The organism is Vreelandella xerophytica, assembly GCF_968048975.1.
Genome location: NZ_OZ309106.1, coordinates 914,789 through 940,088, shown reverse-complemented (window position 1 = coordinate 940,088; position 25,300 = coordinate 914,789). Strand labels below are relative to the sequence as shown.

Here is a 25,300-nt window from a genome sequence, read left to right as displayed (position 1 = left end):
TGTTCGTTCTTGTTGCATGGTAATCAAACGAGCGTTTTCACACTATTCATCCAAGGTATCACAATCTTGCAGGGGCCGATGTAGCTTCAAAAGCCTGGTACACAAGCGCTCAGTGCACGCTGCTCTGAGGCCGATGCACTTTTACGCCTTCGACATCGTCGTAGTAGGTAATGTGCACCTCGTCTTCGGCGGGCGGCCCGACCATCGGCTCGGCCACGTCGACGTCCGGCACCACGTGGGAGAGATCCTCCAGGTGTTCGTGTTCAAGTGCCCCCTGCACGAGCTCCTCGGTAACGATCAGCTCGGCGCCCGCGGCAGACATGGGCGTGGTCGCGGTAAACGGTGCCACCGGCAGCGGCGCCGGGCGCACGCTTCGCCGCCAGCCAAAGAACACCAAGAAGAACAGGCTCAGCGCGCCAAACGACCAGAAAAGCCCCGTATCGCCCACGGCGGTCATGACCGGCGAAATCAAGAGCGGGCTAAGGGTCGCCCCGATCGAGTTGATCAGCAGAAGGCCCTGGCTCATGCGCACCAGGGCACCAGCCGGCGCCCGGTCGGCAGCGTGGCTGACCGCCACCGGATAGAAGGCGAAGACGCCGCCGCCGAGCAAGAACAGCAGCACCGCCAGCATGGGCGTTGTCAACGGCAGCCACAGCATCGCGCCCGAGATTACGATACAGAACGCGCTGATACCGATCAGCACCATCTGGCGGTCGTGGCGGTCGGACCAGCGCCCAATGGGGTACTGCAAAAGCATCGCCCCCAGGATCACCAGGGCCATCATCTGCCCTACCTGGTTGACGCTCATGCCAATACGCTGCAGGTAAAGCGGCAGTAACGAGTAGGCGGCGGCCACCACCATCCCCGACCCCAGACTTCCCATCACACCGGTAGGTGTCATGGTAATCAAGCGATGCGGCGGCAAAGGTTCGGCATGTTCGATCAGCGGCGACACCCGGGGGATCATCGCCATGGGCAGCACCGAAAGCGACGCCAGAAGCCCGATCACCATGAAAGGCGCCACCTCGCCCATGGCGTTGGTCACGCCCAGCAGCAGCTGGCCCAGCACGCCCGCCCCGTACAGGGCGATCATGTAAAGCGCAAGCAGACGCCCGCGCACCTTTTGATCGCCTGCGGTGAGCAGCCAGCTCTCGATTACCAGATACACACCCACCGTTGCCCAGCCACCGATCAAGCGCAGCACGAACCAGGCCCAGGGGTCGAAAAAAAGCCCTTGAAGCAGCACGGTAACAGCAACCAGCGAGGCAAAACTGCCGTAGGCGCGAATATGACCAATGCGCAGCAGCAGACGGTCGTTGAACAAGGCGCCAAGCGCCAGGCCGATAAAGTAGGCCGACGAGACGATACCGATCAGCGTGGCGGACTCGCCCGCGGCGTCCAGGCGTAGCGTGATCAGCGTGGCCAGAAAGCCGTTGCCGATGCCGAGAATGAAAAGCCCCAATAAAGGCGCAAGCGCCATAGCCAGAAGTTGCCGCGACATGCCTACCTCACCTTGACCTGCAAATTTTGTTAAACGCGTACCGCGCCGTTCAATATGCCAGCAACGCATCAAGGCAAGAAAACGGGCGCGCAATTATTACGCTCGACGCCTTAAAGTCAACGCTTTTTACGCCGCCCGCGCCCTACTTGGTGTTTTATCGAGAATTCAGCCGGGTTGGCAGGAAAATCGGCTGTTGACCACGGGCCCAGGGGCTGACGATTAACTGACACCCCGCGGCCTGCTTGACGTATTATCATGGTTTCATGACAAAAGGTTTCATGATGAATGGCCTCATGAGAAATAGCCTCATGACGAACGCTCCCCAGAAGAGCTTCTCGTTGAGCACGTATTCAAGAACGCATTAAGGAACATGGCATGCTCTCAGGTTTAGACCATCTCGTTGTAACCGTGACCGACATGGGGCGCGCCGTGGATTTTTACTCCCGGGTGCTGGGGTTGGATGTGCGCTATCGCGACGCCCAGCGGGTCGATCTGATGCTGGGTGATACGGCCCTTCGCCTGCACCAGACCGATACCGATATCGCCCCGATTTCCGCCACCCCTACGCCAGGCAGTCTTGATTTGTGCCTGCGCTGCCAGCTGCCGCTGGAGGAGTTCATGGACCATCTCAAGGCGCTGTCCATCAGCGTCGAGCTGGGGCCGGTGGAACGTCAAGGTGCCAACAGCCCCATCGAATCCATCTACCTGCGCGACCCGGACGGCAACCTTCTGGAAATCTGCAGGCCTCTGGGGCGCTAAATTGCGGTTCCTGATAATGATAAGCCCCGCCGGGCGCGCTATCATGGCCGCCTCAATGCCGTTCAAGCGTCGGCCAACCCTACAAAGGAGCGCGTATGCCCCCCAACGCTAATGAAGAGCCTCTTGAAGGCGAAGTCGTTAACGAACGCGTCCATCCAGAGCGCGACCCCGAGCCTGGTGCCGACACCACGGTGGGACTGGTCATCTACGCGCTCTATCTGGCAAATTTCGTGACGGGATTTACCGTCATCGTCGGTGTGATCATCGCTTACGTGTATCAGGGCAAGGGCCCGCATTGGCTCGATGAGCACTACCGTTATCAGATACGCACGTTCTGGATCGGTCTGCTCTATCTGAGCGTTGCTTCGCTGCTCACCCTGGTGCTGGTCGGCTTTCCGCTGCTGCTGGCGCTGGCGGTATGGTTCATCGTGCGCTGCGTGAAAGGCATCAAAGGCCTCCAGGACAAGCGTGCTCCCACGAACGTGAGCGGCTGGCTTTTATAATCCATGGCGGGGTCATCATCTTCCAACCGATCAAATGCCCTGCAAGCCCGCGCCATCGGTGCGGTGTGGCAGCGCCTGTCCACCTGGTCGCTCAAAGCGCTCTGGCGAGCGGCGCGGCGCCTGGGGCCAGCGGTGTACGGGCTCAGCAAGCGCGAACGCCAGGTTACCGATATCAACCTGCGCGTGGTCTATCCCGACCTGCCCGCCAAGGATCGCAAGGCACTGGCCAGACGGAGCCTTAGCCACTCGGCGGCGACCATGCTGGAGCTCGGGCACGCCTGGATTGCACCGCCGGAAAAGGTGGAGGCGCATATCCTCGACGTCCACGGGCGCGACAAGCTCGACAGCGCCCGCGCCCAGGGGCGAGGCGTGATCGTGCTGGCCCCGCACTTTGGCAACTGGGAAGTGCTCAACTTCTGGCTCTCCAGCCATTTTCCCTTCACCGCCATGTACGAACCGCCCAAGATCGACGCTCTGGAACCGATCATTCGTCACGGGCGCGAGCGCATGGGGGCAAGCCTGGTTCCTACCAACCCCCGGGGCGTGGCCGCGCTCTTGAAAGCGCTGAAACGCAGCGAGGCGATCGGTATTCTGCCAGACCAGGAGCCCAGCTGGGGAAGCGGCGTGTTTGCGCCGTTTTTCGGACGAAGCGCCTACACGGCGACACTTTTGCCCAAGCTGGTTGCCCGTACCCAGGCCCGGGTGGTGACAGGGGTGGCTCTACGCGTGCCGGGCCAGGGGTTTGTCATCCACTTTCTGGATGCCGATGAGCGGGTTTACAGCGAAAACGACGTCACCTCCGCCACCGGTGTGAATGCAAGCGTGGAGGCCTCGATTGCCCTCGCTCCCGAACAGTACCAGTGGGAGTACAAACGCTACCGCAAGGTGGTCGAGGAAGCCGAAGGCCTGGCCAACGCCAACGATTTCCGGCTTTATTGAACGGGCAGTTTCGCTATCCCCCCGTTCAACAGGCGGCTCACCGGGCGGCTGCGCCAAAGTCTTCTCGCATCCAGTAACGCAGCTCGCTCATCCTGGGTACCTGATCCAACGCATCGAGCGCGGGGAGCGTGCCGTCCACGAACCCCCGTGCGCGAAAGGCGTCCAGCAGCGCCTGATCCTTGCTCATGACATGCACCGGCACCGCTGCACTCGCCCCGTCACCGGTAATCAAGGGTGCGGCCTGATGATCGCCCAGTACGATCATCAGCGTATTGTCATCGACCGCACGCTCGGCAAAGCGACCGGTAACCTTGACCGAGTAATCCACCGACCAGCCGTAATGATCGCGAATACGCTCCAGATCCTGCCAGAGCACCTCGGGCGGGTCGCCGGCCTTTTCCCAGGGCGCGTAAATCGAACCATCCCCGATCATGGCCCAGTTCTCCAGTACCGGCAGTATCGGAGTCCAGGGCGCATGGCTTGAAATGAGCGTGATCTGGGCGAAAAGGGGTGAATTGTCGAGCTGGTGGCGCTGCACATAATCCAGAGTGAACTGGTCGGGCATGGTTACCCAGTTAAGCGCTGGCCCGGCGTAGGGAATGTCCCGCGCCGCCTGGATCTCCTCGAACCCGTAGGCGATGCCTTCCGGCCAGGCCAGGGTGATCGCCGGCATCACGGCAAGCGAGCGCTGACCGGTGGCGTGAAAATCATCCACCAGGGTGGCGTGGCCGCTGTCCAGCATCAGCCGGTACCAGAGCTGGTTGTCGATCCACCGCCCGCTCAGAAGGGTTGCATGGGCAAGCCAGGACTGCCCGCCACGCATCGGCGCCTCCAGAAGCCCCGAGACCACTCCGATGTCGCGGGCTTCAAGACGCTCGCTCATCTCGTCAAGAGTGGCCCGGACAGGCCCGCTGTAGCGCGGGTCGTTGATGGCCGACACCCCGTAGGACTCGATAAAGGTCAGCAGGACATTGCGCCCTTCAAGGCCCAGGAGCGGCTGGGCGTTCAGGGGCCTCTCCTCCAGCTGGGCTTCAAAGGCCAGGCGAGCCTGATGCGTGGCCACTATCTGTTCGCTTTGAAAGCGCAGGGTATTGACCATCGGCAGGGCCGATTTCGCCAGCGCCCGGTGGCCGGTATATTCCAGAACGGATAGCGCAAGCGCCCCTATCCCCAGGACAATCGCCAAAAGCCCCGGCAGGCGTTTTACCGGCAAGGCGCGCCGGGGATAGAGCAGCCAGCCGGCCACCGCATGAGCGCCCAGAAAGACAAGCCCACCGGCTGTCATTATGAAAACTGCGGCCAACTGACCTACATTACCTACCAGCAAGTGGTAGATAGAACGTATCAGCGGCACGTCGAGATACAGATTGAGCGAGCGACCAAAGGCGGTATGAGTGGCAGCGTCCCCCAGGTTGGCAGCGGTAATCAGCGCCACCGTCGCGGTGATGCCCATCACCAGCAGACAGCGTACAAGCCGGCCGGGGGCCAGCATCAGCAAGGGGGCGAGAACCCACGCCTCCAAGGCGACCAACGGCATGCCGACGCTGTCGAAACGCCACCACAAGGGAGCAACAAGCAGGAAGTTGAGGGCCAGGGCAGCGATTACAGGACGGAGCATAAATACTTCAACAGCATGCAAGAACCTTATAGGCGGGATACGACTAACGCCGTATAGTTAACGCAGCGTTGACCGAGCTGACATTAGACGTTAGTGAACCACTATAGTAATTTTAGAGGCTGCCAAGAGGCGCTGGAACCGCTCTTGAGCGGATCAACTATAGTCAGAATACCCACCCCTTTAAATAGCAATAAAACAAATTTAATAGCCAACGCCCTGGTTAGCCTTGGTCTTTAAACGAAAGGAACTCGCCCATGAAGGGTTGTATTACCGCGAGATGGATCGTGTCGTTAGCTATGCTCAGCGCCCCGTTTGCTCAGGCCAGTGAAGAAATGTTCGATGACGTGGTTGCACGCGCCGAGGCGCTCGCCAGAGCGCCCTATGAAGCGCCCCCGTCAGCGCTACCCAGCGCGCTGGAGAATCTAAGCTACGACACCTACCGCCAGATTCGCTTTGACCCTGAACGCGCTTACTGGCGCAATGACAGTCCGTTCTCGCTACAGCTCTTTCACAGCGGTTTTTTATTTCCCGACCCGGTAAAAATCAACATCGTCGACAATGGCAGCGTTGAGCCACTGATTTTCAATAGCGAAGATTACACCTACGAAGGCGACGCCCAGGCGCTTCTGGAGCACGACTTGACCGGCAGCGGCCATGCAGGCTTTCGCCTGCACTACCCCATCAACGGTGAGCAGTACCACGACGAGGTCGCGGTGTTTCTGGGCTCGAACTACTTCCGCCTGGTCGGGCGTAACCAGGCCTATGGCCTATCCACCCGCGGGCTTGCCATCAACACCGCCATGGCCGTCGAAGAGGAGTTTCCCGAGTTTCGCGAATTCTGGTTTTTCAAACCCGGCGAAGACGACAGCGCCATCACGTTCCTGGCCCTCATGGATAGCCCCTCGCTTAGCGGCGCCTACCGTTTCACGCTGACACCGGGCGAGCAGACCCACCTTGAGGTCAACGCCGAGATCTTCGCCCGGCAAGATATCGGCAAGCTGGGTGTGGCGCCTCTTACCAGCATGTTCACCTTTGGCGAGGCTACCCCCAGCCCGCCGGAAGATTTCCGCCCTCAGGTGCACGATTCCGACGGCCTGCTGCTGCAGACTGGCGCCGGTGAATGGATCTGGCGCCCGCTCAACAACCCCGACCAGCTGCGCCTTTCCATGTTCAGCGACGACAATCCGTTCGGGTTTGGCTTGATGCAGCGCGAGCGTGACTTCGGCCATTACCTTGACATGGAGGCGCAGTACCACCGTCGTCCCAGCCAGTGGGTGGAGCCCTTACAGCAGTGGGGGCCAGGGCATGTGGAACTGGTCGAAATTTCCACCCCGGATGAAACCCATGACAACATCGTCGCTTACTGGGTGTTTGATACGCCTTTGAAGGCGGGCGACTCGCAAAGCCTTCACTACCGTACGTATACACTTGACGATAGCCCCGAGGACAACGCCCTGGCCCAGGTCATCCGCACCCGCCAGGGTCTGGCGGGCATCCGGGGCAAGGCGACCCCGGTCGATGAACGCGAACGCCAGTTCATCGTGGATTTCGAAGGGGGCGAACTGGACGCCCTGTCTGGCGATGAGAACGTGGCACTCTTTATCGAGACCAGCACCGGTGACGTGCGTGAACCCCACGTTCTGGCACTACCTGATCAACGCTGGCGCGCCAGCTTTCGCGTTCCGGCGAACGCCGTATCCGATATTCGCCTACGATTAGAGCTAAACGACCAGCCGATTAGCGAAACCTGGAATTACGTATGGTACCCCGATGTCTGAACACACCAATACCGCTGTCTTGATACCGTGGCTCAAGTGCCGACGCGTCTTCTTCGCTCTCGCCGTGCTCGCCTCGAGCGCTGTCGGTTTCGTGGCCATGGCAAAGGTGGTGAGCGATCTGGCGCTGGGCTGGCAGATCGCCATTCTCACGCTGTTCGTTCTCACCTTTGGCTGGATAGCCATGGCGTTCTGGGGAGGCGTATGCGGCTTTGTGCTCTGCGCGCTTCGCCGGGACCCATTGACCCTGCGCCGTCAGCACCCTGCCCCGCCCAATGCTTATCGTCTGGTGAGCAAGACGGCCCTGGTCATGCCGATCTACGCCGAGCCGCCGGTACCCACCATCGCGGGCCTGGAAGCCACTTGTCGTTCGCTTTTACAGCAGGCCCGTACCCAGGACGCCACCGGTGCGGTCAATATTCATCAGCACTTCGACGTATTCATTTTAAGTGACACGCAAGACACCACCCAGGCCGATGAAGAAGCCGCCCACGTGGCGGCGCTACAGCAGCGCCTGGCCGGGCAGGTCAACATCTACTACCGTCGCCGGGAAAATAACGAAGGGCGTAAAGCGGGCAATATTGCCGAGTTCTGCCGCCGCTGGGGCCGACGTTACGACTACATGGTGGTACTCGACGCCGACAGCCTGATGAGTGGCGCCACGCTCTTGCACATGGTCCACCGCATGCAGCGTGAGCCGAGCGTCGGCCTCATCCAGACAGTGCCGATTCCCGTGGGCCAGCACACGCTGTTCGGCCGGTTCACCCAGCTTGCCTCTGCGCTATACAGCCCGATGCTGGCAGCCGGACAAAGCTTCTGGCAGGGCGATGCGGCCAACTACTGGGGACACAACGCCATCATCCGCACCCGCGCGTTCATGGCCCATGCAGGCTTGCCCGCCCTGCCCGGCAAGGCGCCGCTGGGAGGCGAGCTGTTAAGCCACGACTTCGTCGAGGCGGCGCTGTTGAAACGGGGCGGCTGGAAAGTGTTGCTGGATACCTCCGCGACCACCGCCGTCTCGTTTGAAGCCCCGCATACCGGCGCCTCGCACCATAGCTTCGAAGCCATGCCCAGCAACCTTCTTGACTTTGCCAAGCGTGACCGGCGCTGGCTTCAGGGCAATCTTCAGCACCTGCGCCTGTTGACCGGCGCCGGATTTCATCCGATCAGCCGCCTGCACTTTCTGTTCGGTGCTTTCGCCTACCTCTCGTCCGTTGTATGGCTGGGCCTTTTGATATGCACCAGCCTTCTGGTATGTGTCCAGGCCATCGGTTCATCCTCCGGCGAGCCATTATTGCCGAGGCCACTTTCCATCGGGCTCTTGTCGGTCACGCTGTTCATGCTGGTCGCGCCCAAGCTGATGGGGCTTCTCTTGACACTCATGCAGTGCCCCAACGCATTTGGCGGGCGGTTCAAGCTTACCGCGAGCGTGGCGCTCGAGCTTTTGTTCGCCGCACTCATTGCGCCCCTGATGATGGCCTGGCACAGCCTCTTCATTTTCAACGTGCTGCTGGGCCGCTCTATCGAATGGCAGACCCAGCACCGAGGGGAGCGTTCGCTGACCTGGAGCGAAACCTGGTGGCACACCGGCTGGATGACGCTTTGCGGCGTCAGCTGGGCGGGTGTGATGTTGCTGTTCTCCCCCCACGCGTTTGGCTGGCTGGCGCCGGCCTGGCTCGGTCTGATAGCCGCCGCGCCTCTGGTAAAGTATTCCAGCAGCGGTACCTGGGGAGGCGTGGTCAGCCACCGCTGGGGGCTTTTGCAAACGCCCAGCATCGCGTTCAAACCACCGCTTTTGAAGGACTTCTCCGCCCTCAGCGCGCGCAGCGGCGAGCAGCACCCGTACCAGTCTCCGCTCAAGGGAAGTACGTCCCCGTTACCCGGAGAGCTATTGGGCGATATGCCCCGCCAATCGTTTCATCAGTATGACAAGCGTTCGGCAAACGATTCCCTCGAGGAGCTGCAATGAGCAGGCGGGCGTTACTTCATCGACTGCAAAGTACTGCAGGGATGGCACGCTCGCTGTTCATCTACTGGCGCCCGGGCCGGCAAAAAAGCTTGAGACGTCTTTATCATCCCTTCGTTACCCCCGGGGGTGTGGCCTTTGATATCGGCGCCCATCTGGGCGATCGCAGCGCCGCGTTTCAGTCGCTGGGGGCCCGCGTGATAGCCCTTGAGCCACAGCCCGCGCTTGCCAAGTGGTTCAAGCGCCTCATCCGGCAACCAGACATTACCCTGCTCCCGCTGGCCGCCGGCCCCGAAGCGGGCCACGCCGACATCGCTCTCAGCGCCGCCAACCCTACCCTGGCCACCCTTGCCAGCACGTGGCGCGATCAGGTCGGGCTACAAAACCCGGGCTTTTCTCGGGTGGCCTGGGAGCAGACACTACGCGTCGAGGTCACCACCCTGGATCGACTGATCGAGCGGTTTGGCGAACCCTGCTTTATCAAGATCGATGTGGAAGGCTTCGAAGCCGAGGTACTGAAGGGACTCACCCATCCCGTCGCGGCACTCTCGGTGGAGTTCGTTGCCGGCGTGCTGGAGGTCAGCCACGCCTGCATTACAGAGATCAACCGCCTGGGCGATTACCGCTTCAACGCGATACCCGGCGAACAGCGCCACTTCCGCTTTGCGAAGTGGCAATCGGCTGAGGCGATCAGCCGCTGGTTTGACGAAGGCGCTGAAGGGCTGGCCTCCGGCGATCTTTACGCCTGCCGCGCAGACCACCCCTTGGCTGACGCCGCCGCCTGAACGGCTTACATGAAAGGATCGGCATGATTTATCACTGGCAGACGCTGACCGCGCCGCAGCTTGAAGAAGTGGCCGCCCGAAACCCGGTCGCGGTCTTGACCCTGGGCGCCATTGAACAGCACGGCACGCACCTGCCGCTGGCGACGGACCTGATGATCGGAGAAGGGCTACAGCAAGCGATGCTGGATGCGTTGGCCGACCCGGCGTTTGACGTCATCTGCCTGCCGCCTATTGCGGTAGGGGCCAGTGACGAGCACAGCCATTTCGCCGGCACGTTGAGCCTGCCTCACTCTCTCGCCATTGCAACACTGGAAGCCTATGGGGAAAGCATCGCCCGGACCGGCATTCAAAAGCTGGTGCTGCTCAATAGCCACGGCGGTAACAAGGCAATCATCGATCTTGCGGCGCTGACGCTTCGCAAACGCTTCGCCATGCGCGTGGTCAAGGCCACCTACACGCGTCTACCGCCGCTGGAGGGCGCCGTGGACGCCGAGGAGTTACGCTTTGGTCTGCATGGCGGGCTTCTGGAAACGGCCATGATGCTGCATCTGGCGCCCTCAATGGTGCAGCTGGACGGCTATGAGCCCGCCACCCCTGCGCTGCCCGAAGCACCGGGCCATCTGGTCAGCCCTGAAGGGGCCGCCGCGTTTGCCTGGCTGGGCGAGGACTTGAGCACCCATGGCGTGGCAGGTGACGCCACCGGCGCCAAGGCCGAGCTGGGCAAGCGCCTGGTCGAGCACTACGCCACGATGCTCGCCCAGATCGTCAAGGAGACCGCTGCGCTGCCCCCCTTTGATACCCAGCCATGAAGCGCTGCCGTCTGCACGGCTAGCTCAGTGCCCCCGGCTTTCCAGCACATCATCCAGCAGATGGCCGGCACGGCTGGCCTTGGCACTCAAGTAGCGGTGGTTCTGGTCGGTCACGCTGCCGTAAAGCGCCTGACGCGAAACCACTTCGATGCCACCATCCTCAAGCGCCTGCATCTTGAGGGGGTTATTGGTCAGAAGCTGGACCTTGTCGATCGACAGCGCATTCAACATGTCCACTGCCACGGCATAGTGGCGCTCGTCGTCGCCAAAACCGAGAACCTGATCGGCGTCCACCGTATCCAGCCCGCCATCCTGCAGGGTGTAGGCACGAAGCTTGTTGGCCAGGCCGATACCGCGGCCCTCCTGGGCCAGGTAGAGAAGCACTCCGCCGCCCATCGCCTGTATATCGGCCACGGCATTTCTAAGCTGCTCGCCGCAATCACAGCGCAGGCTGCCGAACAGATCCCCGGTCAGACACGCCGAATGCATCCGCAGCGGCACCGCGCCTTCGATCTTGTCGAGATCACCGATCACCACCGCCACGTGTTCGCGAAGCCCATCGGGCTCGCGAAAAAGTACAAAGCGGCTTTCCGCGGCATCCTCCAGAGGAATACGCGCTTCGCTTACCCGGTTAAGCATCCCCGGGGCGCCGGCCAGACACTTTTCGGCTTCCTGGGCATCCACTTCCAGAAGTTCACCCTTGGCGAGCTGCTCGTCGATCGCCCCGGCCTGCGTTTCGCTGACCACAGCGCAGAGTGCGGCGGGAATCAATAGCGCCCGACGCATCAGGGTAACGGCCCCGCGCTCGCCCACACCCGCCGGCTTCAACCCGTCAAGCAGCGCACTGGGAGCTTTATCCTCACCCTTGGCCAGCGCCAGGCGATGAAAATCGCTCTCGCTCATCTGTTCGGTAAGCGGAAGACAGGCCGCTTCGGCCTCGAGCGACATTCCCATCGCTTCCAGGCGATGACGCGTCAATACCATCATGGGCCGGGAACCCGAAAGGCTCGACAAGGTGTCGACCGTATGGCTGCCTTCCAGCGCTTGCACCAGCAGGCGCTGTTCACCGGTGTTCAGCACGACGGGCAAACCGCGGCGGATATCGAAAATAGCGCGTTCAATGTGATACATGTAGGCCTCCTGGTTGCCTAGTCTGACGGGCAATGTACGCTTGCCTTGGGCGCCTGGCCCTAGCATGATGCAAAGTTGCTTTTTTCAAGGAGGCGTCATGCCCGACTCCGATGGTGTTATTAGTTCTGCGCCCAAGGGCGAAATAATCGATGCGCAAGCCGCCTGGCACTGGCTGCTGACCACCCGCGAGGGCGCCATCAGCGAAGTGCCCATTACGGTGGATAGCCAGGGCGACTGGCAAAGCGGCGCGCAAACAACGCCCGAGGCCGAGACACTCTTGACGTGTCTGCTGCCACTGGTGCTGTGCAAGAACTGGAACCTGGCCCAGCTGGGTCAAAGCCTGGATGGGCGAATCGCCACCGAAAGCGGCCACTCCCACTATATCAACGGGTTCGAAAGCCTGGTTCACCTGCATCGGCTCAGAGCGCTGGCCGATGCGGTGGTAATCGGGGCCGGCACCGCCAGCGCCGACAACCCCCAGCTCACCGTTCGTCACGTCAGCGGCCACCACCCCGTACGCGTGGTACTCGACCCGCGCGGACGCGTTCCCCGCGATCTGGCCCTTTTCCAGAGCGATGGCCCCCCGACCCTGCATATCACCGGCCCCGGGTTCGACCTTCCGGGAAGTCACGCTACCCAGTGCGTACTGGCGCTGAACGAGGCGGGGCAGTTCGATCCCGTGGATGTCATTGAACTGCTCCAGGCACGGGGCTATCAGCGCATTCTGATCGAAGGCGGCGGCATCACGATTTCCCAGTTCATCGAAGCGGGCGCTATCGATTACCTGCATCTTCTGGTGGCGCCCTTGCTCATCGGCTCCGGTCGGCCGGGTCTTCAGATGACGCCGATCGACACGCTCGAGACTGCCCTGCGCCCGCGTATGCGCACCTTCCGGTGTGGGGACGACACGCTCTTTGACGTCTGTCTGAACGCCGACGCTGCCATCCGAGGGCGTGGCCTGGGTGCGCCGACTGAAGGCGACCCAGATGCCCGGCAAGCTTGACAGCATGACCAGCACTCCGTAAGCCAGCGAAATGGCCACGCCCTGGGCCGAAGGCAGGCCGACGAAAAGCCAGATACCCGCCGCCGTGCCTTCGCGCAGCCCCCAGCCGGCAATGGAAAGCGGCACCAGCATGGCAAGCAGAAGCGGCGGCGTCAGGGCCAGAATATCCCAGACGCTCTGCTCGATGCCGATGGCTCGGGTCGCACAGATCATCACCACACCATAACTAATAACAATGGCAAGGGATGACGATAACTGCCAGTACCAAACATGGCGCTTCAATAAACTTCGCCGTATGTCGCGACCCAGCGTGGCGCACCATTGGGGCAGTGACAACGCCCGGCCATGGCGAAGCCATAGCGTGAGAGCGACCATCGCACTGCCCACTGCCATAATGACCGCCGCCATGATCAAAAAGCCTGTGACACCCAGCGCCTGATGCCAAAGCGGCGACACCCCCAGCGCAAGTATCACCAAAAGCGCCACGGCGGCCTGCCCGGAGGCTCGTTCGAGCAGCACCGCGCGCCAGGCGCTTCCTCTGGAGGCGGATTGGCTGGCGTGGCGATGGGCCCGGCCGGCGTCACCGAGTACCCCACCCGGGAGCAACTGGTTGACCAGAAGCGCGAGATAGTATTCGCGAAGCGCGTAGCGATAACGAAGCGGCACCCCGACCAGCCCCGCCGTGAACTGCCAGCGCCAGGCACTCAGCATGACCTGCAAGACGCTAACGAAAAGCGCCAGCGCCATCCACCCAGGCGATAGACGCTGGATCTCGCGCAGGATGTCGCCGGGGTCGACCCAAAACGCTACCGCACCCAGAAAGGCCAGACTGACCAGTCCGCGCAGCACCCAGGGTGTCTTGAGCCACGTCCCCGCGCTCATGACTCAAGCCTCGACCGGCGGTAGCGCCAGCAGGTCCCGGTGGCCGACCCAGATGCCCCGTTTTCCGGCCCGCACCGCATCCAGGCGCGCATCGCGCCACTGCGCAATACGGTTTGCCTCTTGCGGCGCCTGTTCGGTCATGGCCTCGGCCCAACCCTCCACCAGCGAGCACATCATCGGCATGAGCGTCTGGTCGTCAGCGCCTAGCTGCCAGGGGGTTTCGGCTTCGTCGACCCGGTAGCCATGCCCCTTGAGCGCCTCGACCAGTTCGCCGTGAGCCGTCCCGCCAAGCGCCTGGCCCAAGCCCTTGTCGCGTAGTTGGTGGGCATTGAACAGCGCCAGTGCCCAGCGGTCGTCCTCGTCTTCAAGCACTTGATTCGCTTGATCCACAAAGCACCACTGCCCGGTAACGCTTAGCGCCACCAGCAGCGCCTGCTTCTGCGCTGCGCACCGGCTGGCCAGCATATCGATCCACTCCCTGGAGACAAGATCCAAAAGCGCCGAGGCAGTGACCAGCTTCGCCTCGCTCAATGCTTCATGGGTCAAATCGGTGAGCGAAGCGCAGTGAGTGCGAACCTTGACCGCATCACCACTGGCGCTTTCAAGGGTTCGGGCACGCGCCTGAGCGTCTTCCAGCAGGCGCGTGTCATGATCGAATAGCCGCCAGGTTTGCGCACCGCGGATTCTGGGCGCTAGAAACTGCATGCTGCTGCCCCGCCCGCAGCCCAGATCGGCAATCTCCGGGGCGCCGGGGTGCTGCTCGAGCCATTGACCGGCCTGCTGCGCCAGGGTGGCGCTGCGCGCCTTGAAATCCACGCTTTCACGAAGAGTCAACCAGTCCGCCGCGAACTGACTGCCCGCCGAAAGCTCGGGCTGAGCGGTCAGGGCACTGATGAAGGCAGCACCTGCTGCCTGCCAGTCGTTGAGCACATCGCGTGCCTCGACTGCGCCAAGACGCAGGCGTTCGCGCAGCTCTGCTTCGCTACAAAAGCGTTCGAGCGCTTCGGCCAAGGCCTTTGCATCGCCGGGTTCGACGCTCAGCCCGGCCTTGTCAGGCAGAGTATCCGCCAGGGCGCCGCCGGTGGTGGTAATCACGGGCAGCCCATGGGCCAGCGCTTCGGTGACCACCATGCCATACCCCTCATACCAGGAAGGCAGAACCAGGGCATGGGCATGTTGATAGGCGGCTTCCAGAGTGTCGGTATCGCACTCACCGTGAAGGGTTATCCGGGTCAACCGGTGGCGCTCGATCAACGCTTCTATCTTGGCCGTGAAGGCTGGATCGCGCTTGCCACCGAAAAGATCACACTGCCAGTGAGGGGCGCGAACATGGGAAAGCGCTTCGACCAGCACGTCCTGACCTTTGCGCGGGGTCAGGGTGGCCACGCACAAAAGGCGTACGGGCTCGCCCTCGACGTGTCCCGGGCTTATCGGGGCCGGTTCGACGCCGGGCTCTACTGCGGTAATGGGTGCGCTGATGGGCAGGGCGTAGTCATCGGCCAGCGTGTTCAGGCGACGCTCGGTAAAGCGGCTGGTGACAATGATGCGGGCCACGCTCTGCAGCCCTTGAAGCTCGCTTACGTGCAGACGCTCTTGCTCATCGGCCGCCAGGCCCTGCTCGTCGCCCAGCGGATGGTGCAACAAGGCGGTGATATCCAGCCGCGCGCCGTGGCTTGCCACCATGTCCGGCAGACTGCCCATTACCAGCCCATCGATAATCACATGCTCGCCGTCTTCAAGAGCATCGAGAGCCTTGGCAAACTCGCCAGCGGCCTGGTCGCAAGCCTGGGGAAAGTGGCCGGCAAGCTCGACCACGATGACTTCAAAGCCCTGCTCGCGAAGGGCGTGCACCATCTGGGCGTCGTACAGATAGCCGCCGGTGCACTGGTCGAGCGACCCCGCAACGATCAGGGTAAAACGCTTTCTCATAAAGCGCCTTCATAACTTGCCCAGGCCACATGGGATTCGTGAAGTTTCACTTCCATATGGGTGAGACCCTGCGCGGTGGTGCCCATCTTGCCGTCCTTGATGGCCTTGGCGAGGGCATCGAAAATCACGCCTGCCATGAATTCGGTGGTGGTGTTCTTGTCTTTGAACGCGGGCACATCGTCAAGATTCTGAAGGTTATAGTCGGCCAGTACCGCCTTGACGGTTTCGCTTGCCAGGCCGATATCGATCACCAGACCATCCGGGTCGAGCTCGGGGCGCTTGAACACTACATCCACCACGTAGGTGGCGCCGTGGGTGCGCTGGGCCGGGCCGAAAATATCCCCCTTGAAGCTGTGGGCAATCATGAAGTGGTCGCGAACGCATAAACGGTACATGGGAACTCCTTTCCTTGTTTGACGGGTACGGTTTCAGTCGGTAACGGGGTAAGCGATACGGTGGCAAAGCGCCTGGCCCTGTGGGCCCAGAATCGAGGGTGCCAGCGCCGGAAACGCGTCGAAGCTGCATTCGCCGCTGATCAGATGATCGAGTCTTGAATCCACCAGCAGGTCAAGCGCAAGCTCCAGACGTCGCCGGTAGTCCCAGCGCGGTTTCAAGGCGGCAGGCAGCTGACCGACCTGGCTTGCCTTGATGGAAAGCCGTTGGGAATGAAACGTGCCGCCAAGGGCAAGGGACGTCTCCCCTTCACCGAACCAGCTCATTTCGATCAAGCGCCCTTCGCGACCTAGAAGACCAAGCCCCAGGCGCAGCCCCTCACCGTGGCCGCTTGCGTGAATCACGCAGTCTTGATCCGACGGTGCGTTTTCCGGGGTACAGAAGGTGACGTTCAACGCATCGGCCAGCGTCTTGCGCTCGGCATTGATATCGATCAGATGAACATCCACGCCAGGAATCTGCGCGCATAGATACGCCACCAGCGTACCCACGACCCCCGCCCCCACGACACAAAGCTTCTCGCCCAGCATGGGGTTGGCATCCCATACGCCGTTGATGGCAGTTTCCATGTTGGCAGTCAATACCGCCCGATGGCTGGGCACCGATTCAGGGATGGGCACTACCGCGTCGGCAGGTACCACATAACGGGTTTGATGAGGATAAAGACAGAAGACCGTTTTATCGAGCAGCGCTTCAGGGCCTTTCTCGACCACACCGATACTGCAGTAGCCGTACTTGACCGGCGTGGGGAAGTCGCCTGCCTGAAACGGCGCACGCATGCGAGCGTATTCGCTTTCGGGTACCCGGGCGTTGAACACCAGCGACTCGGTACCCCGGCTGACGCCGCTGTAAAGGGCGCGGACCTGAACGTGGTTCTCACCCGGCAAGGCAAGCGTTTCGTGCTTGATCTCACCGTGCCCTGGGCGCGTGACCCAGAAAGCGCCGGCGGTTTGCGGCAACGACATAGCAACAATTCCCTATGAATAATTCGTTCTTATCATCCATTATTTAAGCATTGCCAAGTTTGTGTCACTTTTCAACGCCTTGTTACAGCTTAGTGTAGAAAGGGCCAGAATGAGAGTAACCTGACAAACATTTGGTCAAGATGCCATAACCTATCTACATAACAAGCTACATAACAAGACTACATATCTACATAGCGAGACTACATGGTGAGATAACGAGCGATAGACAACGCAAAAAATCTATACAAAAATGATACACAAAATTCCAGTACCTAACGTCAACGCGGCTTGCTGCGCTTTGTGAGTTACTATGTCGCTTTTTTTCGATTCTGGCGTTCAACCATTGCCCAAACGACTCTACAGCGCCGTGGAGTTGACGCTCGGCGCTCTATTGCTGGTCGTTATCGGCGTCTTTTTACCGCGTCTGCTGGCGTCTCCGGCCGCTTGGGGAACCACGCTTGCCATGTACAGCGTGATTGCCGTGTTGACCATGGCCTTCTGGCGTGGCGGGCCGCTTGGCTGGGCGAATCGCGTGACGCTTTTACGGGGAGTGCTGGTGGTCATCGTCGCCGGGTCGCTGGTCGGCGATGCCTTTGTGAGCGCTATATGGCTGTGGCTTTCAATTGCGGTGGTCTCCTTGATGCTCGACGGCGTGGATGGATTTGTCGCGCGCAAGACCGATAGCCATTCACGCTTTGGCGCCCGTTTCGACATGGAGCTGGATGCGCTGATGATCCTGTTGCTGTGCATCGGGCTTTTAAAGCTTGAATCCCTGGGCGCCTGGGTGCTGTTGATCGGCGGGATGCGCTATTTGTTTGTATTGGCCAGTTGGCGCTTCGAGTGGCTGAAAGCACCGCTTTTTCCCAGTTTTCGACGCAAGACGGTGTGTGTCTGGCAGGTCATGGCGCTTTTGCTGGCGCTCACCCCGCTGACCACGCACACCCTGAGCATGCTGCTGGCACTCAGCGCGCTCGTCGTCTCTGCCTACTCTTTCGGGTTCGATACCTGGTGGCTTTATCGGCAGACCCACCGTCATGGGTGACGACCCAGGGCGTTGGCACGGGTATCGCTGCTACACTGGGGCAAACCGCCGGCGGGAACTCACATGACGCGTACCCTTCACCAAGCGCCCACCTTTCAATTGCGACTGGCGCTGAATCGCGATGTCGTGATCGGCCCTGGCAAGGCCGACCTGTTGGAAAAGATTGGCCAGACGGGCTCGATTTCAGCCGCCGGGCGGGCACTCAAAATGAGCTATAAAAAGGCCTGGCAACTGATCGACACCATGAACAACCATTTTCCCTCACCGCTGGTGTCGACAAGTCTTGGAGGCAACGAACGCGGCGGCGCCCACCTGACCGAACTGGGAGAGCAGGTACTTGCCCACTTTCGTGCCCTCGAGCGGCGGCTGGCCCCCGACCACTGCCCCGAAGCGCAGGCGCTGCTTGCTCTGATGGCACCGCACGAAAATGACTAGCTCGTCTTGTCAGGCCGGGCGGCCACCGCCTGATATTCACTGCCTGATTCCCGTTGAGCCTTTCCGTGCTTTTGTGTAATCTCCGTTATATCCAAACGGAAATAGCGGAATGACGATGACACTACGCCTGCCTTGTCGCTACCCTCTCATGGTCGTCTTCGCATTGGCGCTGCCCGGTTCGGCGTTTGCCGCCTCGCATGTGCAGGTAGCCGCCGCCGCCTCGCTGACCGATGCCTTCAATGAGGCGATTGCCGTCTACGAAAGCCGCCACGATGTCAGCATCACGCCGGTGTACGCCTCGTCCTCGACCCTTGCCCGCCAGATCGCCAACGCCAGCCCTGCCGACCTTTTCGTGTCGGCGAATACCGCCTGGATGGACTGGCTGGAAGAGCAAGGCGTCGACGTTCGACAGCGCAGTGACCTGCTGCACAACCGCCTGGCCCTGGTCTCGGCAAGCGATGAGGTACCGGAGCATTTCACGCCCGGCGAAGGCATGCCTCTGGTGTCGCTACTGACCGCGCGCGAGCGCTTATCGGTCGGTGACCCGGACCATGTGCCGGCGGGCATTTACACCCGCCAAGCCCTGGAAGCACTGGGTGAGTGGGAGACGCTGGCGCCCAGGCTGGCGCGGGGTAACGACGTGCGTGCGGCCTTGACGCTGGTAGAGCGCCGGGAGACGCCGGTAGGCGTGGTGTATCAGACCGATGCGTTCGCAAGCGACGCAGTACGCGTTCTGGGGCTTTTCCCGGCCTCGAGCCATGCCCCCATCACCTACCCGGTCGCCCTGATCGGTGCCGAGCAAAACGAGGCGGCCATGGCGCTCAGGGAATGGCTTGCCGGTGAAGAGGCGCTGAGCATCTTCGCTGAATACGGGTTCGATACGCCAAGCGCCTCACCGTGACGCTCTCCCCCGCCGAGTGGGAAGCGATTCGTCTGAGCCTGCTGATCGGCCTGGCGGCGGTGGCCTGGATTCTGCCGCCGGGCATTGCCGTGGCCTGGTGGCTGGCCCGCTTCGAGTTTCGCGGCAAGGCCTTGGTGGATGGACTGATTCATCTGCCGCTGGTACTGCCGCCGGTGGTGGTGGGCTACCTGCTGCTGGTGGCCCTTGGCCGACAGGGAGTGGTTGGAGCGTGGCTTTACAACGTGTTTGGCGTGTCGCTTCCGTTTACCTGGCAAGGCGCGGCGGTGGCCAGCGGCGTGATGGCGTTTCCGCTGCTGGTGCGCGCGCTGCGCCTGTCGCTTGAAGCGGTGGACCCCAAGCTCGAGGCCGCCGCCGCCACGCTGGGCGCCGGGCGGTGGCGCGTATTCACGACCATTACCTTGCCGCTGGCCGTGCCGGGTCTTCTGACCGGCACCGTGCTGGCTTTCGCCCGGGCACTTTCGGAATTCGGCGCCACCATCACCTTTGCCTCCAATATTCCCGGCGAAACCCGCACCCTGCCGCTGGCGCTCTACACCCTGATCCAGTCGCCGGGCCAGGAGTCCGCCGCCGCGCGGCTGTGTCTGATCGCCATCGTGATCGCCCTGGCCTCGCTGATCGCCTCGGAGTGGCTGGCCCGGCGCACCCGACAACGTCTGCAGGAACGCGATGGCTGATTCGATTTCTTCCTCATCCAGTAAGCGGCTGGCGCTCGATGTCGAACAGACCCTGGGCAACTTCGAGCTCAACGCGACGCTTGATCTACCGGCCCGCGGGGTCAGCGGCATTTTCGGGCCTTCCGGCAGTGGAAAGACCAGCCTGCTTCGCCTGATTGCCGGGCTCGAGCGTCCGCGCTCGGGCACCATCACCCTGGGTGAAACCACTCTACTGGACACCCACCGACGCCTCTTCATTCCCGCCCACCGTCGGCGTATCGGCGTGGTGTTTCAGGAAGCGCGGCTTTTCCCCCATTACCGGGTGCGCGGCAACCTGACCTACGCCATGCCCGGCCCGACCCCCGAGCGCTTTGCCGAAGTCGTCGAACTGCTGGGGATCGAGGCGCTGCTGGATCGCATGCCCGGCATGCTCTCCGGCGGTGAAGCCCGGCGTGTGGCCATCGGCCGGGCGCTGTTGAGCGAGCCGCAGCTTCTGCTGATGGACGAGCCGCTGACCGGACTTGACGGCGCGCGCAAGGAAGAGCTTTTGCACTATATTGCAAGGCTTACCCGCCGGGTCGATATTCCGGTGGTGTACGTCAGCCACGACGCCGACGAAATCGCGGCCATCGCCGACCACTTGGTGGTGATGAACGCCGGTCGCGTGGTGGCCAGTGACCAGCTGGGCAAGCTATTACAGCGCTTCGATTTGACCCAGGCGCTACAAGGCTTCAACGCCGCCTCGCTTTTAAAGGCCATCGTGCTCGATCACGACCCGGACTACGGCCTTACCCGGGTAGCGCTGGATGCCACCCGCTCGCTATCGATTCCCACCCCAATGCTCGAGGCGGGACAGTACCTACGACTGCGCATCGAGGCCCGCGACATCGCGCTGACGCGCTCCTCGACGCCGGATACCAGCGAGGAGAATGCGCTGGCCGCCGTGATCGACGAGATGGCAACGCTTGTGCAGGCGCCCCACCAGGTAGAGCTTCGTCTGCGTGTCGGCGCCGCGATGCTGCGCGCCCGGCTGACACGCAAAGCCTGGGAGGCGATGAACCTTCAAGAAGGTGACCTGGTGACCGCTCTGGTTCGTCGCGTCTCGGTTTCTCCTCTCTAGACGGCTTGCGCGCTTACCCAAGGCCCCTTGACGCAAAAACCTCACCCGGCCGGACCGGATGAGGTTTTTGCGTCAGCAGATAAACGTCTTGCGTAAGCCAAGGGGCTTTGCGTCAGAACCTGGACGCTACCCGCCAAACGCCTTGGGAAAGATCATCTGCGGCAGGAACAGGAACACGCCGGGCAGCAGGATCAGCGCGATGATGACCGCCAGGATCAACCCCACCAGCGGCAGCACCGCCATGAAAGCGCGAGGCATGGAGACTTCACCGATCTGGGTCGCGATCAACAGGCAGATCCCGTAGGGCGGCGTGATCAGCCCCAGCGTGAGCGAAAGAATCACCACCAGCGCCATGTGGATCTGGTTGATATCCGCAGCAACGCAGAGCCCCTGGATAATCGGCAAGAAGATGATGACCGCGGTGACCGGGCTCAACACCGTGCCGATCACCAGCATGCAGACCATCACCATCAGCATGATGCCGACCCGCGACTCGGTGACCGACAGGATGAAGTTGGCGACTTCCTGAGCCACGCCCAGATAAGAGATCAGCCACCCCATGATACCGGCGGAGGCCACGGCAAACATCGGCAGCGAAAACGCCACCACCGAATCGCTGAGAATAGTCGGCAGCTGGCGAAAGCGTATCGCCCGGTAGAAGACGAAGGCCAGCAGCATGCCGATCAGCACCGCGACCGACGCCGCCTCGGTGGCGGTGAAGACCCCTAGCGTGATGCCCCCGAGAATGATCAGCGGCAACAGCATGGGAGGCGCGGCGGTGATCGCGGTTCTTCCCATCTGGGCAAACGAGAACGTGCCTGTCGCCTTGATGCCGTGCTTCTTGGCGATGTAGTAGACATACCCCATCTGCATCAAACCGACCAGCACGCCGGGCAAGATGCCCCCCATGAAGAGTGCGCCCACCGAAACATTGCCGAAGGCGCCGTAGATCACCATCAGAATCGACGGCGGAATGATGCCACCGAGTACCGACGAGGCCGCCGTCAGCGCGACGGCGAAGGGGGCCGGGTAGCCGGATTTCTTCATGGCGGGAATCAGCACCGCTCCAACGCTTGCAGTATCCGCCGCCGCAGAGCCGGACAGACTTGCAAACATCATCGAGACCATGACGTTGATATGGCCAAGGCCACCGCGCACGTGGCCGACGGTGCTGTCGGCAAAGCGCAACAGGCGGTCGGTGATACCGCCGTCGTTCATCAGCCGACCGAGCAGCAGGAAAAACGGCACCGCAAGCAGCGGGAAGGAGTTGATGCTGGCAAACATCTGGTTGACCACCGACGTCAGCGGTAGCCCCAACTGCAAGATGGTAAGAATGGAGGCAAGCCCGATGGCAAAGGCAATGGGCACGCTCAGCGCGATGAACAGCAGAAAACTGCCGATGAGAGTGAGCAAGGGCGTCATGAGTCGATGGCCTCGGGCGTGCTGGTGACGTCGTTTCCACGCATCAGCGTCTTGATGTCCTTCACCAGAATTTCGATCGAGAACAGCAGCATGGCGCAGCCTGCCACGGGCATGGCGGCGAACACATAGGCCATGGGCGTACCGAGTGCCACCGAGCGCCGGTTCCATCCCATATCCACCAGCACGTTGCCGTTGACGATCAGTACGTAGATGACCGGCAGGCACGAAATGCTTCCAAACAGGCGCAGCGAGCGCTGGGTGACAGCGAATCGCGAGGGAAAGAGGTCGACCACGTAGTGCTGACGCCGACGCAGCGCCACGGCGGCTCCGAGAAACACCGACCAGACGAAGCACGCCATCGCCACCTCGTCGGTCCAGGACACCGAGATCTTCAGGTAGCTGCGGGCCAACACCTGGTAGAGCACCGTCAGGATGAAGATCGCAAACAGGCTACCGGCAACCAGCGTCAGCACCCTTTCCAGCACATCATTGATCAATCGCATGCGTTCATCCTTTTCTCCAGCCAAGCGCCCCGATCCGGGAGGCGCTTGGCTGCGCGGGAAGCGCTTAAAGGTTGCGAATCGTCTCGAGCAACTCGGTCAGGTCGCGCTCTTTGGCGAACTCATCGTGAAGCGGCAGGGCCTGGTCGATGAAGGCCTGCTTGTCGACCTCGGTGACCGTCACGCCCAGGTCTTCGAACTGGTTGATGAACTCGGCGTCGTACTCCACGCCTTTATCGGTGCCCAGGTCACCTGCGTGCTGCGCCGCCTCGCGAATGAGCGCCTGATCTTCTTCGGAGAAACGGTCAAGGCGATTCTCGCTGATGGAGATATGACTCATCATGATCTGGTGTTCGGTCTTGGCGTGATACGGCGCCACTTCGTAAAGACGGCTGGAGAAGTAGCCGCTGATGGTGCTCTCGAACGCGCCCACCACCCCGGTCTGCATGCCGGTGTAGATTTCCGTCCAGGGCAGCGAGGTGGTCAGCGCGCCGTAGGTCTGCCACATGTCGGCATCCAGACGCGAGCCGGTCACGCGCATCTTCACGCCTTCCAGATCGGAAGGTTCGGTGATGGGCCCGACGTTGCTGCTCAGGTTGCGCGTGCCGCCGCCGGTCAGGCTCAGCAGTGTCAGGCCGACACCGGCGTCGGTCACGGCGTTGTCGAAGTAGCTGAACACCTCGGAATCCGGCGCCGTCGCCGCGCGGAACTCATCCATATCCTCGAACAGGTAGTTGAGGCTGAAGATTTCGAAATCGGATACGTAGGGCGAGATGTTCATGACACCGCCGATGATCATGTCGGTGGTACCGATGCGGATCTCGTCGACCATGGTCTGGTCGTTGCCCAACTGGCCACCCGGAAAAATCTGTACGTTGATGCGGTTGTCGGTGGCTTCCTCGATCTCGGCCTTGAAGGCCTCGGCCGCGTCCATCCAGGGGTGCGGAGCACTGACGACCGTGCCCAGACGCAGCGTTTCGGCAAGTGCCGGCGTGGCGGTCAGAAGCGTGGTGGCACCGAGTACCGCGAGTGTGGAAAAAGAGCGTTTTGTCATCAGGGGTTCCCCTTGGCAGGCGGATTATTACTATTGATAAACGTGCAAAAGGTCAGGCATTGGCGACCGGCTCGCCCAGGGTATGCATCAGGCGGTTGGCCCAGCCGAACAGCGTCGTCGAAAGCGTGAGATCCAGAATTTCCTGGTCATCGAGCCCGACATCGCGAAGGCGCTGGATATCGTCCTGGGTGACGTTGGGGGGTGTTTCGGAAAGACGCATGCCGAAACGCAGGATAGCGCGGGTACGCGCGTCAAGCTCGGCGTCCTTGCCGCGCAGAAAGATATCCTGCATCACCTTGTCGTCGCCGACAATATTATTGTAGCGGTGAGCGTGCACCGCCGCGCAGTAAATGCAGCGGTTGACCACCGAGGCCGCCACGGCGCCCAGTTCACGTTCTTCACGGGACAACCCGCCCTTGTCGTACATGATGCCGTTGAACAGCGACGTACGAATGCGCAGCGACTCCGGGTCGTGGGCCAGCACCAGCACGTAGTCGGAAATCCTGGTGTTGGAAGGCGTTTCCTTGAGCGCCTCGCGCTGGGCGGAGGTGGCGTTGTCGTAGTCGACCGGCGTCACGTGCGGACGCCAGGTGGGAATACGCGTGGTGAACTTGTGAATGACCCGACTCATTGCGTTTCTCCCATGACGCTCAGCACCGCAGTAAGGCGCAGCTGGTAGTTGACGAAAGCGACCAGCCCCGCCAGGCGCACGATATCGGCCTCATCGATGCCCGCCTCGTGAAGCGCCTCGATATCGGCCTTGGTCGCGTCCTTGGGCGAGCTCGTGACCAGATCCACGTAGGTCACCATGGCCACCAGGCGCGTATCGCCACCACCGGGGGAGGTGTCCGGAGCACTCAGATGCTGCAGGTCGGCGTTGTCGCCATAGCTTTCCAGCAACGCCCCATAATGTTCTGCCAGCCCCGGCTGGCGGCAGATGCGCGCCATGCGACAGGCCAGTGCGGCGCGCACGGCCCGCGACACGCCCCCCTCCTCGACGGGAAGCAAGGCGGCGTCGTGGGACTCCTGAGTGAGATCCATCAGCTTGCCACGCATGGCCAGCGCATCAAACAGCGCGCCGCTGTCCGATACGTTGGCCGCGGTTTCGATTACATGTGCCATTCATACGCTCCT

General features: G+C 61.7%; 24 protein-coding genes and 1 pseudogene. 13 read left to right on the top strand and 12 right to left on the bottom strand.

Going from position 1 to position 25,300, the window contains the following annotated elements:
* Positions 1-109 precede the first annotated feature (109 nt).
* Positions 110-1,501, bottom strand: a complete 1,392-nt coding sequence (locus ACWF8S_RS04410; protein WP_447555629.1) for an MFS transporter — start codon at positions 1,499-1,501, stop codon at positions 110-112.
* 375 nt (positions 1,502-1,876) lie between these two features.
* Between ACWF8S_RS04410 and ACWF8S_RS04405 the strand changes: the two genes are divergently transcribed.
* The 3 genes from ACWF8S_RS04405 to ACWF8S_RS04395 all read left to right on the top strand — a co-directional run bounded on the left by ACWF8S_RS04405 (position 1,877) and on the right by ACWF8S_RS04395 (position 3,702).
* Positions 1,877-2,260, top strand: coding sequence for a VOC family protein (locus ACWF8S_RS04405; protein ID WP_447555628.1), 384 nt, complete (start codon positions 1,877-1,879; stop codon positions 2,258-2,260).
* Positions 2,261-2,355: 95 nt separating this feature from the next.
* Positions 2,356-2,763 (top strand): DUF4870 family protein, encoded by a 408-nt coding sequence (locus ACWF8S_RS04400; RefSeq protein ID WP_447555627.1) that lies wholly within the window; start codon positions 2,356-2,358, stop codon positions 2,761-2,763.
* Between the two features lie 3 nt (positions 2,764-2,766).
* Complete coding sequence (locus tag ACWF8S_RS04395; RefSeq protein ID WP_447555626.1) at positions 2,767-3,702, top strand: lysophospholipid acyltransferase family protein; 936 nt, start codon at positions 2,767-2,769, stop codon at positions 3,700-3,702.
* Positions 3,703-3,739: 37 nt separating this feature from the next.
* On the opposite strand, the gene ACWF8S_RS04390 is transcribed toward ACWF8S_RS04395, so the two are convergent.
* Complete coding sequence (locus ACWF8S_RS04390; protein WP_447555625.1) at positions 3,740-5,320, bottom strand: alkaline phosphatase; 1,581 nt, start codon at positions 5,318-5,320, stop codon at positions 3,740-3,742.
* 284 nt (positions 5,321-5,604) lie between these two features.
* On the opposite strand from ACWF8S_RS04390, the gene ACWF8S_RS04385 reads away from it, so the two are divergent.
* Genes ACWF8S_RS04385 through ACWF8S_RS04370 form a run of 4 tightly spaced genes read left to right on the top strand, consistent with a single transcriptional unit; the run spans position 5,605 to position 10,655 of the window.
* Positions 5,605-7,098 carry a glucan biosynthesis protein gene (locus ACWF8S_RS04385; RefSeq protein WP_447555624.1) on the top strand — a complete coding sequence of 498 codons (1,494 nt, stop codon included), beginning with the start codon at positions 5,605-5,607 and terminating at the stop codon, positions 7,096-7,098.
* Positions 7,091-9,064 carry a glucans biosynthesis glucosyltransferase MdoH gene (gene mdoH / locus ACWF8S_RS04380; protein WP_447555623.1) on the top strand — a complete coding sequence of 658 codons (1,974 nt, stop codon included), beginning with the start codon at positions 7,091-7,093 and terminating at the stop codon, positions 9,062-9,064. The genes ACWF8S_RS04385 and mdoH overlap by 8 nt, the downstream gene beginning before the upstream one ends.
* A gap of 41 nt (positions 9,065-9,105) precedes the next feature.
* Positions 9,106-9,846 (top strand): FkbM family methyltransferase, encoded by a 741-nt coding sequence (locus tag ACWF8S_RS04375; protein ID WP_447555622.1) that lies wholly within the window; start codon positions 9,106-9,108, stop codon positions 9,844-9,846.
* Between the two features lie 23 nt (positions 9,847-9,869).
* The gene (locus tag ACWF8S_RS04370; RefSeq protein WP_447555621.1) at positions 9,870-10,655 is read left to right on the top strand and encodes a creatininase family protein; all 786 of its coding nucleotides are present in this window, start codon (positions 9,870-9,872) and stop codon (positions 10,653-10,655) included.
* Between the two features lie 24 nt (positions 10,656-10,679).
* Here the strand turns inward: ACWF8S_RS04370 and ribA are convergent, their stop codons facing one another.
* Positions 10,680-11,786 carry a GTP cyclohydrolase II RibA gene (gene ribA, locus ACWF8S_RS04365; RefSeq protein ID WP_447555620.1) on the bottom strand — a complete coding sequence of 369 codons (1,107 nt, stop codon included), beginning with the start codon at positions 11,784-11,786 and terminating at the stop codon, positions 10,680-10,682.
* Positions 11,787-11,850: 64 nt separating this feature from the next.
* Between ribA and ACWF8S_RS04360 the strand changes: the two genes are divergently transcribed.
* Positions 11,851-12,789: a RibD family protein gene (locus tag ACWF8S_RS04360; RefSeq protein ID WP_447556544.1), complete on the top strand. Its 939-nt coding sequence runs from the start codon at positions 11,851-11,853 to the stop codon at positions 12,787-12,789.
* Between the two features lie 15 nt (positions 12,790-12,804).
* Here ACWF8S_RS04360 and ACWF8S_RS04355 read toward each other — a convergent pair.
* The 4 genes and pseudogenes from ACWF8S_RS04355 to ACWF8S_RS04340 all read right to left on the bottom strand — a co-directional run.
* Positions 12,805-13,671, bottom strand: a pseudogene (locus ACWF8S_RS04355) (lysylphosphatidylglycerol synthase transmembrane domain-containing protein); the annotation flags it as partial.
* 3 nt (positions 13,672-13,674) lie between these two features.
* Complete coding sequence (locus ACWF8S_RS04350; RefSeq protein WP_447555619.1) at positions 13,675-15,600, bottom strand: glycosyltransferase; 1,926 nt, start codon at positions 15,598-15,600, stop codon at positions 13,675-13,677.
* Positions 15,597-15,995: a 6-pyruvoyl trahydropterin synthase family protein gene (locus tag ACWF8S_RS04345; protein WP_447555618.1), complete on the bottom strand. Its 399-nt coding sequence runs from the start codon at positions 15,993-15,995 to the stop codon at positions 15,597-15,599. Before ACWF8S_RS04345 ends, ACWF8S_RS04350 begins: the two co-directional genes overlap by 4 nt.
* Positions 15,996-16,028: 33 nt before the next feature.
* The gene (locus ACWF8S_RS04340) at positions 16,029-17,018 is read right to left on the bottom strand and encodes a zinc-dependent alcohol dehydrogenase (protein ID WP_447555617.1); all 990 of its coding nucleotides are present in this window, start codon (positions 17,016-17,018) and stop codon (positions 16,029-16,031) included.
* Between the two features lie 310 nt (positions 17,019-17,328).
* Between ACWF8S_RS04340 and ACWF8S_RS04335 the strand changes: the two genes are divergently transcribed.
* The 5 genes from ACWF8S_RS04335 to modC all read left to right on the top strand — a co-directional run bounded on the left by ACWF8S_RS04335 (position 17,329) and on the right by modC (position 21,190).
* Positions 17,329-18,060 carry a CDP-alcohol phosphatidyltransferase family protein gene (locus ACWF8S_RS04335; protein ID WP_447555616.1) on the top strand — a complete coding sequence of 244 codons (732 nt, stop codon included), beginning with the start codon at positions 17,329-17,331 and terminating at the stop codon, positions 18,058-18,060.
* Between the two features lie 63 nt (positions 18,061-18,123).
* Positions 18,124-18,495: a winged helix-turn-helix domain-containing protein gene (locus ACWF8S_RS04330; protein ID WP_447555615.1), complete on the top strand. Its 372-nt coding sequence runs from the start codon at positions 18,124-18,126 to the stop codon at positions 18,493-18,495.
* A gap of 109 nt (positions 18,496-18,604) precedes the next feature.
* On the top strand, positions 18,605-19,396 hold the full coding sequence (gene modA, locus ACWF8S_RS04325; RefSeq protein WP_447555614.1) for a molybdate ABC transporter substrate-binding protein: 792 nt from the start codon (positions 18,605-18,607) through the stop codon (positions 19,394-19,396).
* Positions 19,393-20,091, top strand: coding sequence for a molybdate ABC transporter permease subunit (gene modB, locus ACWF8S_RS04320; RefSeq protein ID WP_447555613.1), 699 nt, complete (start codon positions 19,393-19,395; stop codon positions 20,089-20,091). Before modA ends, modB begins: the two co-directional genes overlap by 4 nt.
* A complete protein-coding gene (modC, locus tag ACWF8S_RS04315; protein ID WP_447555612.1) occupies positions 20,084-21,190 on the top strand; it encodes a molybdenum ABC transporter ATP-binding protein in 1,107 nt (368 codons plus the stop codon). The genes modB and modC overlap by 8 nt, the downstream gene beginning before the upstream one ends.
* Before the next feature lie 126 nt (positions 21,191-21,316).
* On the opposite strand, the gene ACWF8S_RS04310 is transcribed toward modC, so the two are convergent.
* The 5 genes from ACWF8S_RS04310 to ACWF8S_RS04290 form a co-directional block, all read right to left on the bottom strand.
* Positions 21,317-22,612, bottom strand: coding sequence for a TRAP transporter large permease (locus tag ACWF8S_RS04310; RefSeq protein ID WP_447555611.1), 1,296 nt, complete (start codon positions 22,610-22,612; stop codon positions 21,317-21,319).
* Positions 22,609-23,115: a TRAP transporter small permease gene (locus tag ACWF8S_RS04305; RefSeq protein WP_447555610.1), complete on the bottom strand. Its 507-nt coding sequence runs from the start codon at positions 23,113-23,115 to the stop codon at positions 22,609-22,611. The genes ACWF8S_RS04310 and ACWF8S_RS04305 overlap by 4 nt, the downstream gene beginning before the upstream one ends.
* Before the next feature lie 64 nt (positions 23,116-23,179).
* The gene (locus ACWF8S_RS04300; protein ID WP_447555609.1) at positions 23,180-24,166 is read right to left on the bottom strand and encodes a TRAP transporter substrate-binding protein; all 987 of its coding nucleotides are present in this window, start codon (positions 24,164-24,166) and stop codon (positions 23,180-23,182) included.
* A gap of 52 nt (positions 24,167-24,218) precedes the next feature.
* Positions 24,219-24,797 (bottom strand): peroxidase-related enzyme, encoded by a 579-nt coding sequence (locus tag ACWF8S_RS04295; RefSeq protein WP_447555608.1) that lies wholly within the window; start codon positions 24,795-24,797, stop codon positions 24,219-24,221.
* Positions 24,794-25,288 carry a CMD domain-containing protein gene (locus ACWF8S_RS04290; RefSeq protein ID WP_447555607.1) on the bottom strand — a complete coding sequence of 165 codons (495 nt, stop codon included), beginning with the start codon at positions 25,286-25,288 and terminating at the stop codon, positions 24,794-24,796. Before ACWF8S_RS04290 ends, ACWF8S_RS04295 begins: the two co-directional genes overlap by 4 nt.
* Positions 25,289-25,300: the final 12 nt, after the last annotated feature.

Coding starts and splice junctions, on each gene's coding strand:
- ACWF8S_RS04410 (WP_447555629.1), bottom strand. CDS start 1,501: ATGTCGCGGCAACTTCTGGCTATGGCGCTTGCGCCTTTATTGGGGCTT.
- ACWF8S_RS04405 (WP_447555628.1), top strand. CDS start 1,877: ATGCTCTCAGGTTTAGACCATCTCGTTGTAACCGTGACCGACATGGGG.
- ACWF8S_RS04400 (WP_447555627.1), top strand. CDS start 2,356: ATGCCCCCCAACGCTAATGAAGAGCCTCTTGAAGGCGAAGTCGTTAAC.
- ACWF8S_RS04395 (WP_447555626.1), top strand. CDS start 2,767: ATGGCGGGGTCATCATCTTCCAACCGATCAAATGCCCTGCAAGCCCGC.
- ACWF8S_RS04390 (WP_447555625.1), bottom strand. CDS start 5,320: ATGCTCCGTCCTGTAATCGCTGCCCTGGCCCTCAACTTCCTGCTTGTT.
- mdoH (WP_447555623.1), top strand. CDS start 7,091: ATGTCTGAACACACCAATACCGCTGTCTTGATACCGTGGCTCAAGTGC.
- ACWF8S_RS04375 (WP_447555622.1), top strand. CDS start 9,106: ATGGCACGCTCGCTGTTCATCTACTGGCGCCCGGGCCGGCAAAAAAGC.
- ACWF8S_RS04370 (WP_447555621.1), top strand. CDS start 9,870: ATGATTTATCACTGGCAGACGCTGACCGCGCCGCAGCTTGAAGAAGTG.
- ribA (WP_447555620.1), bottom strand. CDS start 11,786: ATGTATCACATTGAACGCGCTATTTTCGATATCCGCCGCGGTTTGCCC.
- ACWF8S_RS04360 (WP_447556544.1), top strand. CDS start 11,851: ATGATGCAAAGTTGCTTTTTTCAAGGAGGCGTCATGCCCGACTCCGAT.
- ACWF8S_RS04350 (WP_447555619.1), bottom strand. CDS start 15,600: ATGAGAAAGCGTTTTACCCTGATCGTTGCGGGGTCGCTCGACCAGTGC.
- ACWF8S_RS04345 (WP_447555618.1), bottom strand. CDS start 15,995: ATGTACCGTTTATGCGTTCGCGACCACTTCATGATTGCCCACAGCTTC.
- ACWF8S_RS04340 (WP_447555617.1), bottom strand. CDS start 17,018: ATGTCGTTGCCGCAAACCGCCGGCGCTTTCTGGGTCACGCGCCCAGGG.
- ACWF8S_RS04335 (WP_447555616.1), top strand. CDS start 17,329: ATGTCGCTTTTTTTCGATTCTGGCGTTCAACCATTGCCCAAACGACTC.
- ACWF8S_RS04330 (WP_447555615.1), top strand. CDS start 18,124: ATGACGCGTACCCTTCACCAAGCGCCCACCTTTCAATTGCGACTGGCG.
- modA (WP_447555614.1), top strand. CDS start 18,605: ATGACGATGACACTACGCCTGCCTTGTCGCTACCCTCTCATGGTCGTC.
- modC (WP_447555612.1), top strand. CDS start 20,084: ATGGCTGATTCGATTTCTTCCTCATCCAGTAAGCGGCTGGCGCTCGAT.
- ACWF8S_RS04310 (WP_447555611.1), bottom strand. CDS start 22,612: ATGACGCCCTTGCTCACTCTCATCGGCAGTTTTCTGCTGTTCATCGCG.
- ACWF8S_RS04305 (WP_447555610.1), bottom strand. CDS start 23,115: ATGCGATTGATCAATGATGTGCTGGAAAGGGTGCTGACGCTGGTTGCC.
- ACWF8S_RS04300 (WP_447555609.1), bottom strand. CDS start 24,166: ATGACAAAACGCTCTTTTTCCACACTCGCGGTACTCGGTGCCACCACG.
- ACWF8S_RS04295 (WP_447555608.1), bottom strand. CDS start 24,797: ATGAGTCGGGTCATTCACAAGTTCACCACGCGTATTCCCACCTGGCGT.
- ACWF8S_RS04290 (WP_447555607.1), bottom strand. CDS start 25,288: ATGGCACATGTAATCGAAACCGCGGCCAACGTATCGGACAGCGGCGCG.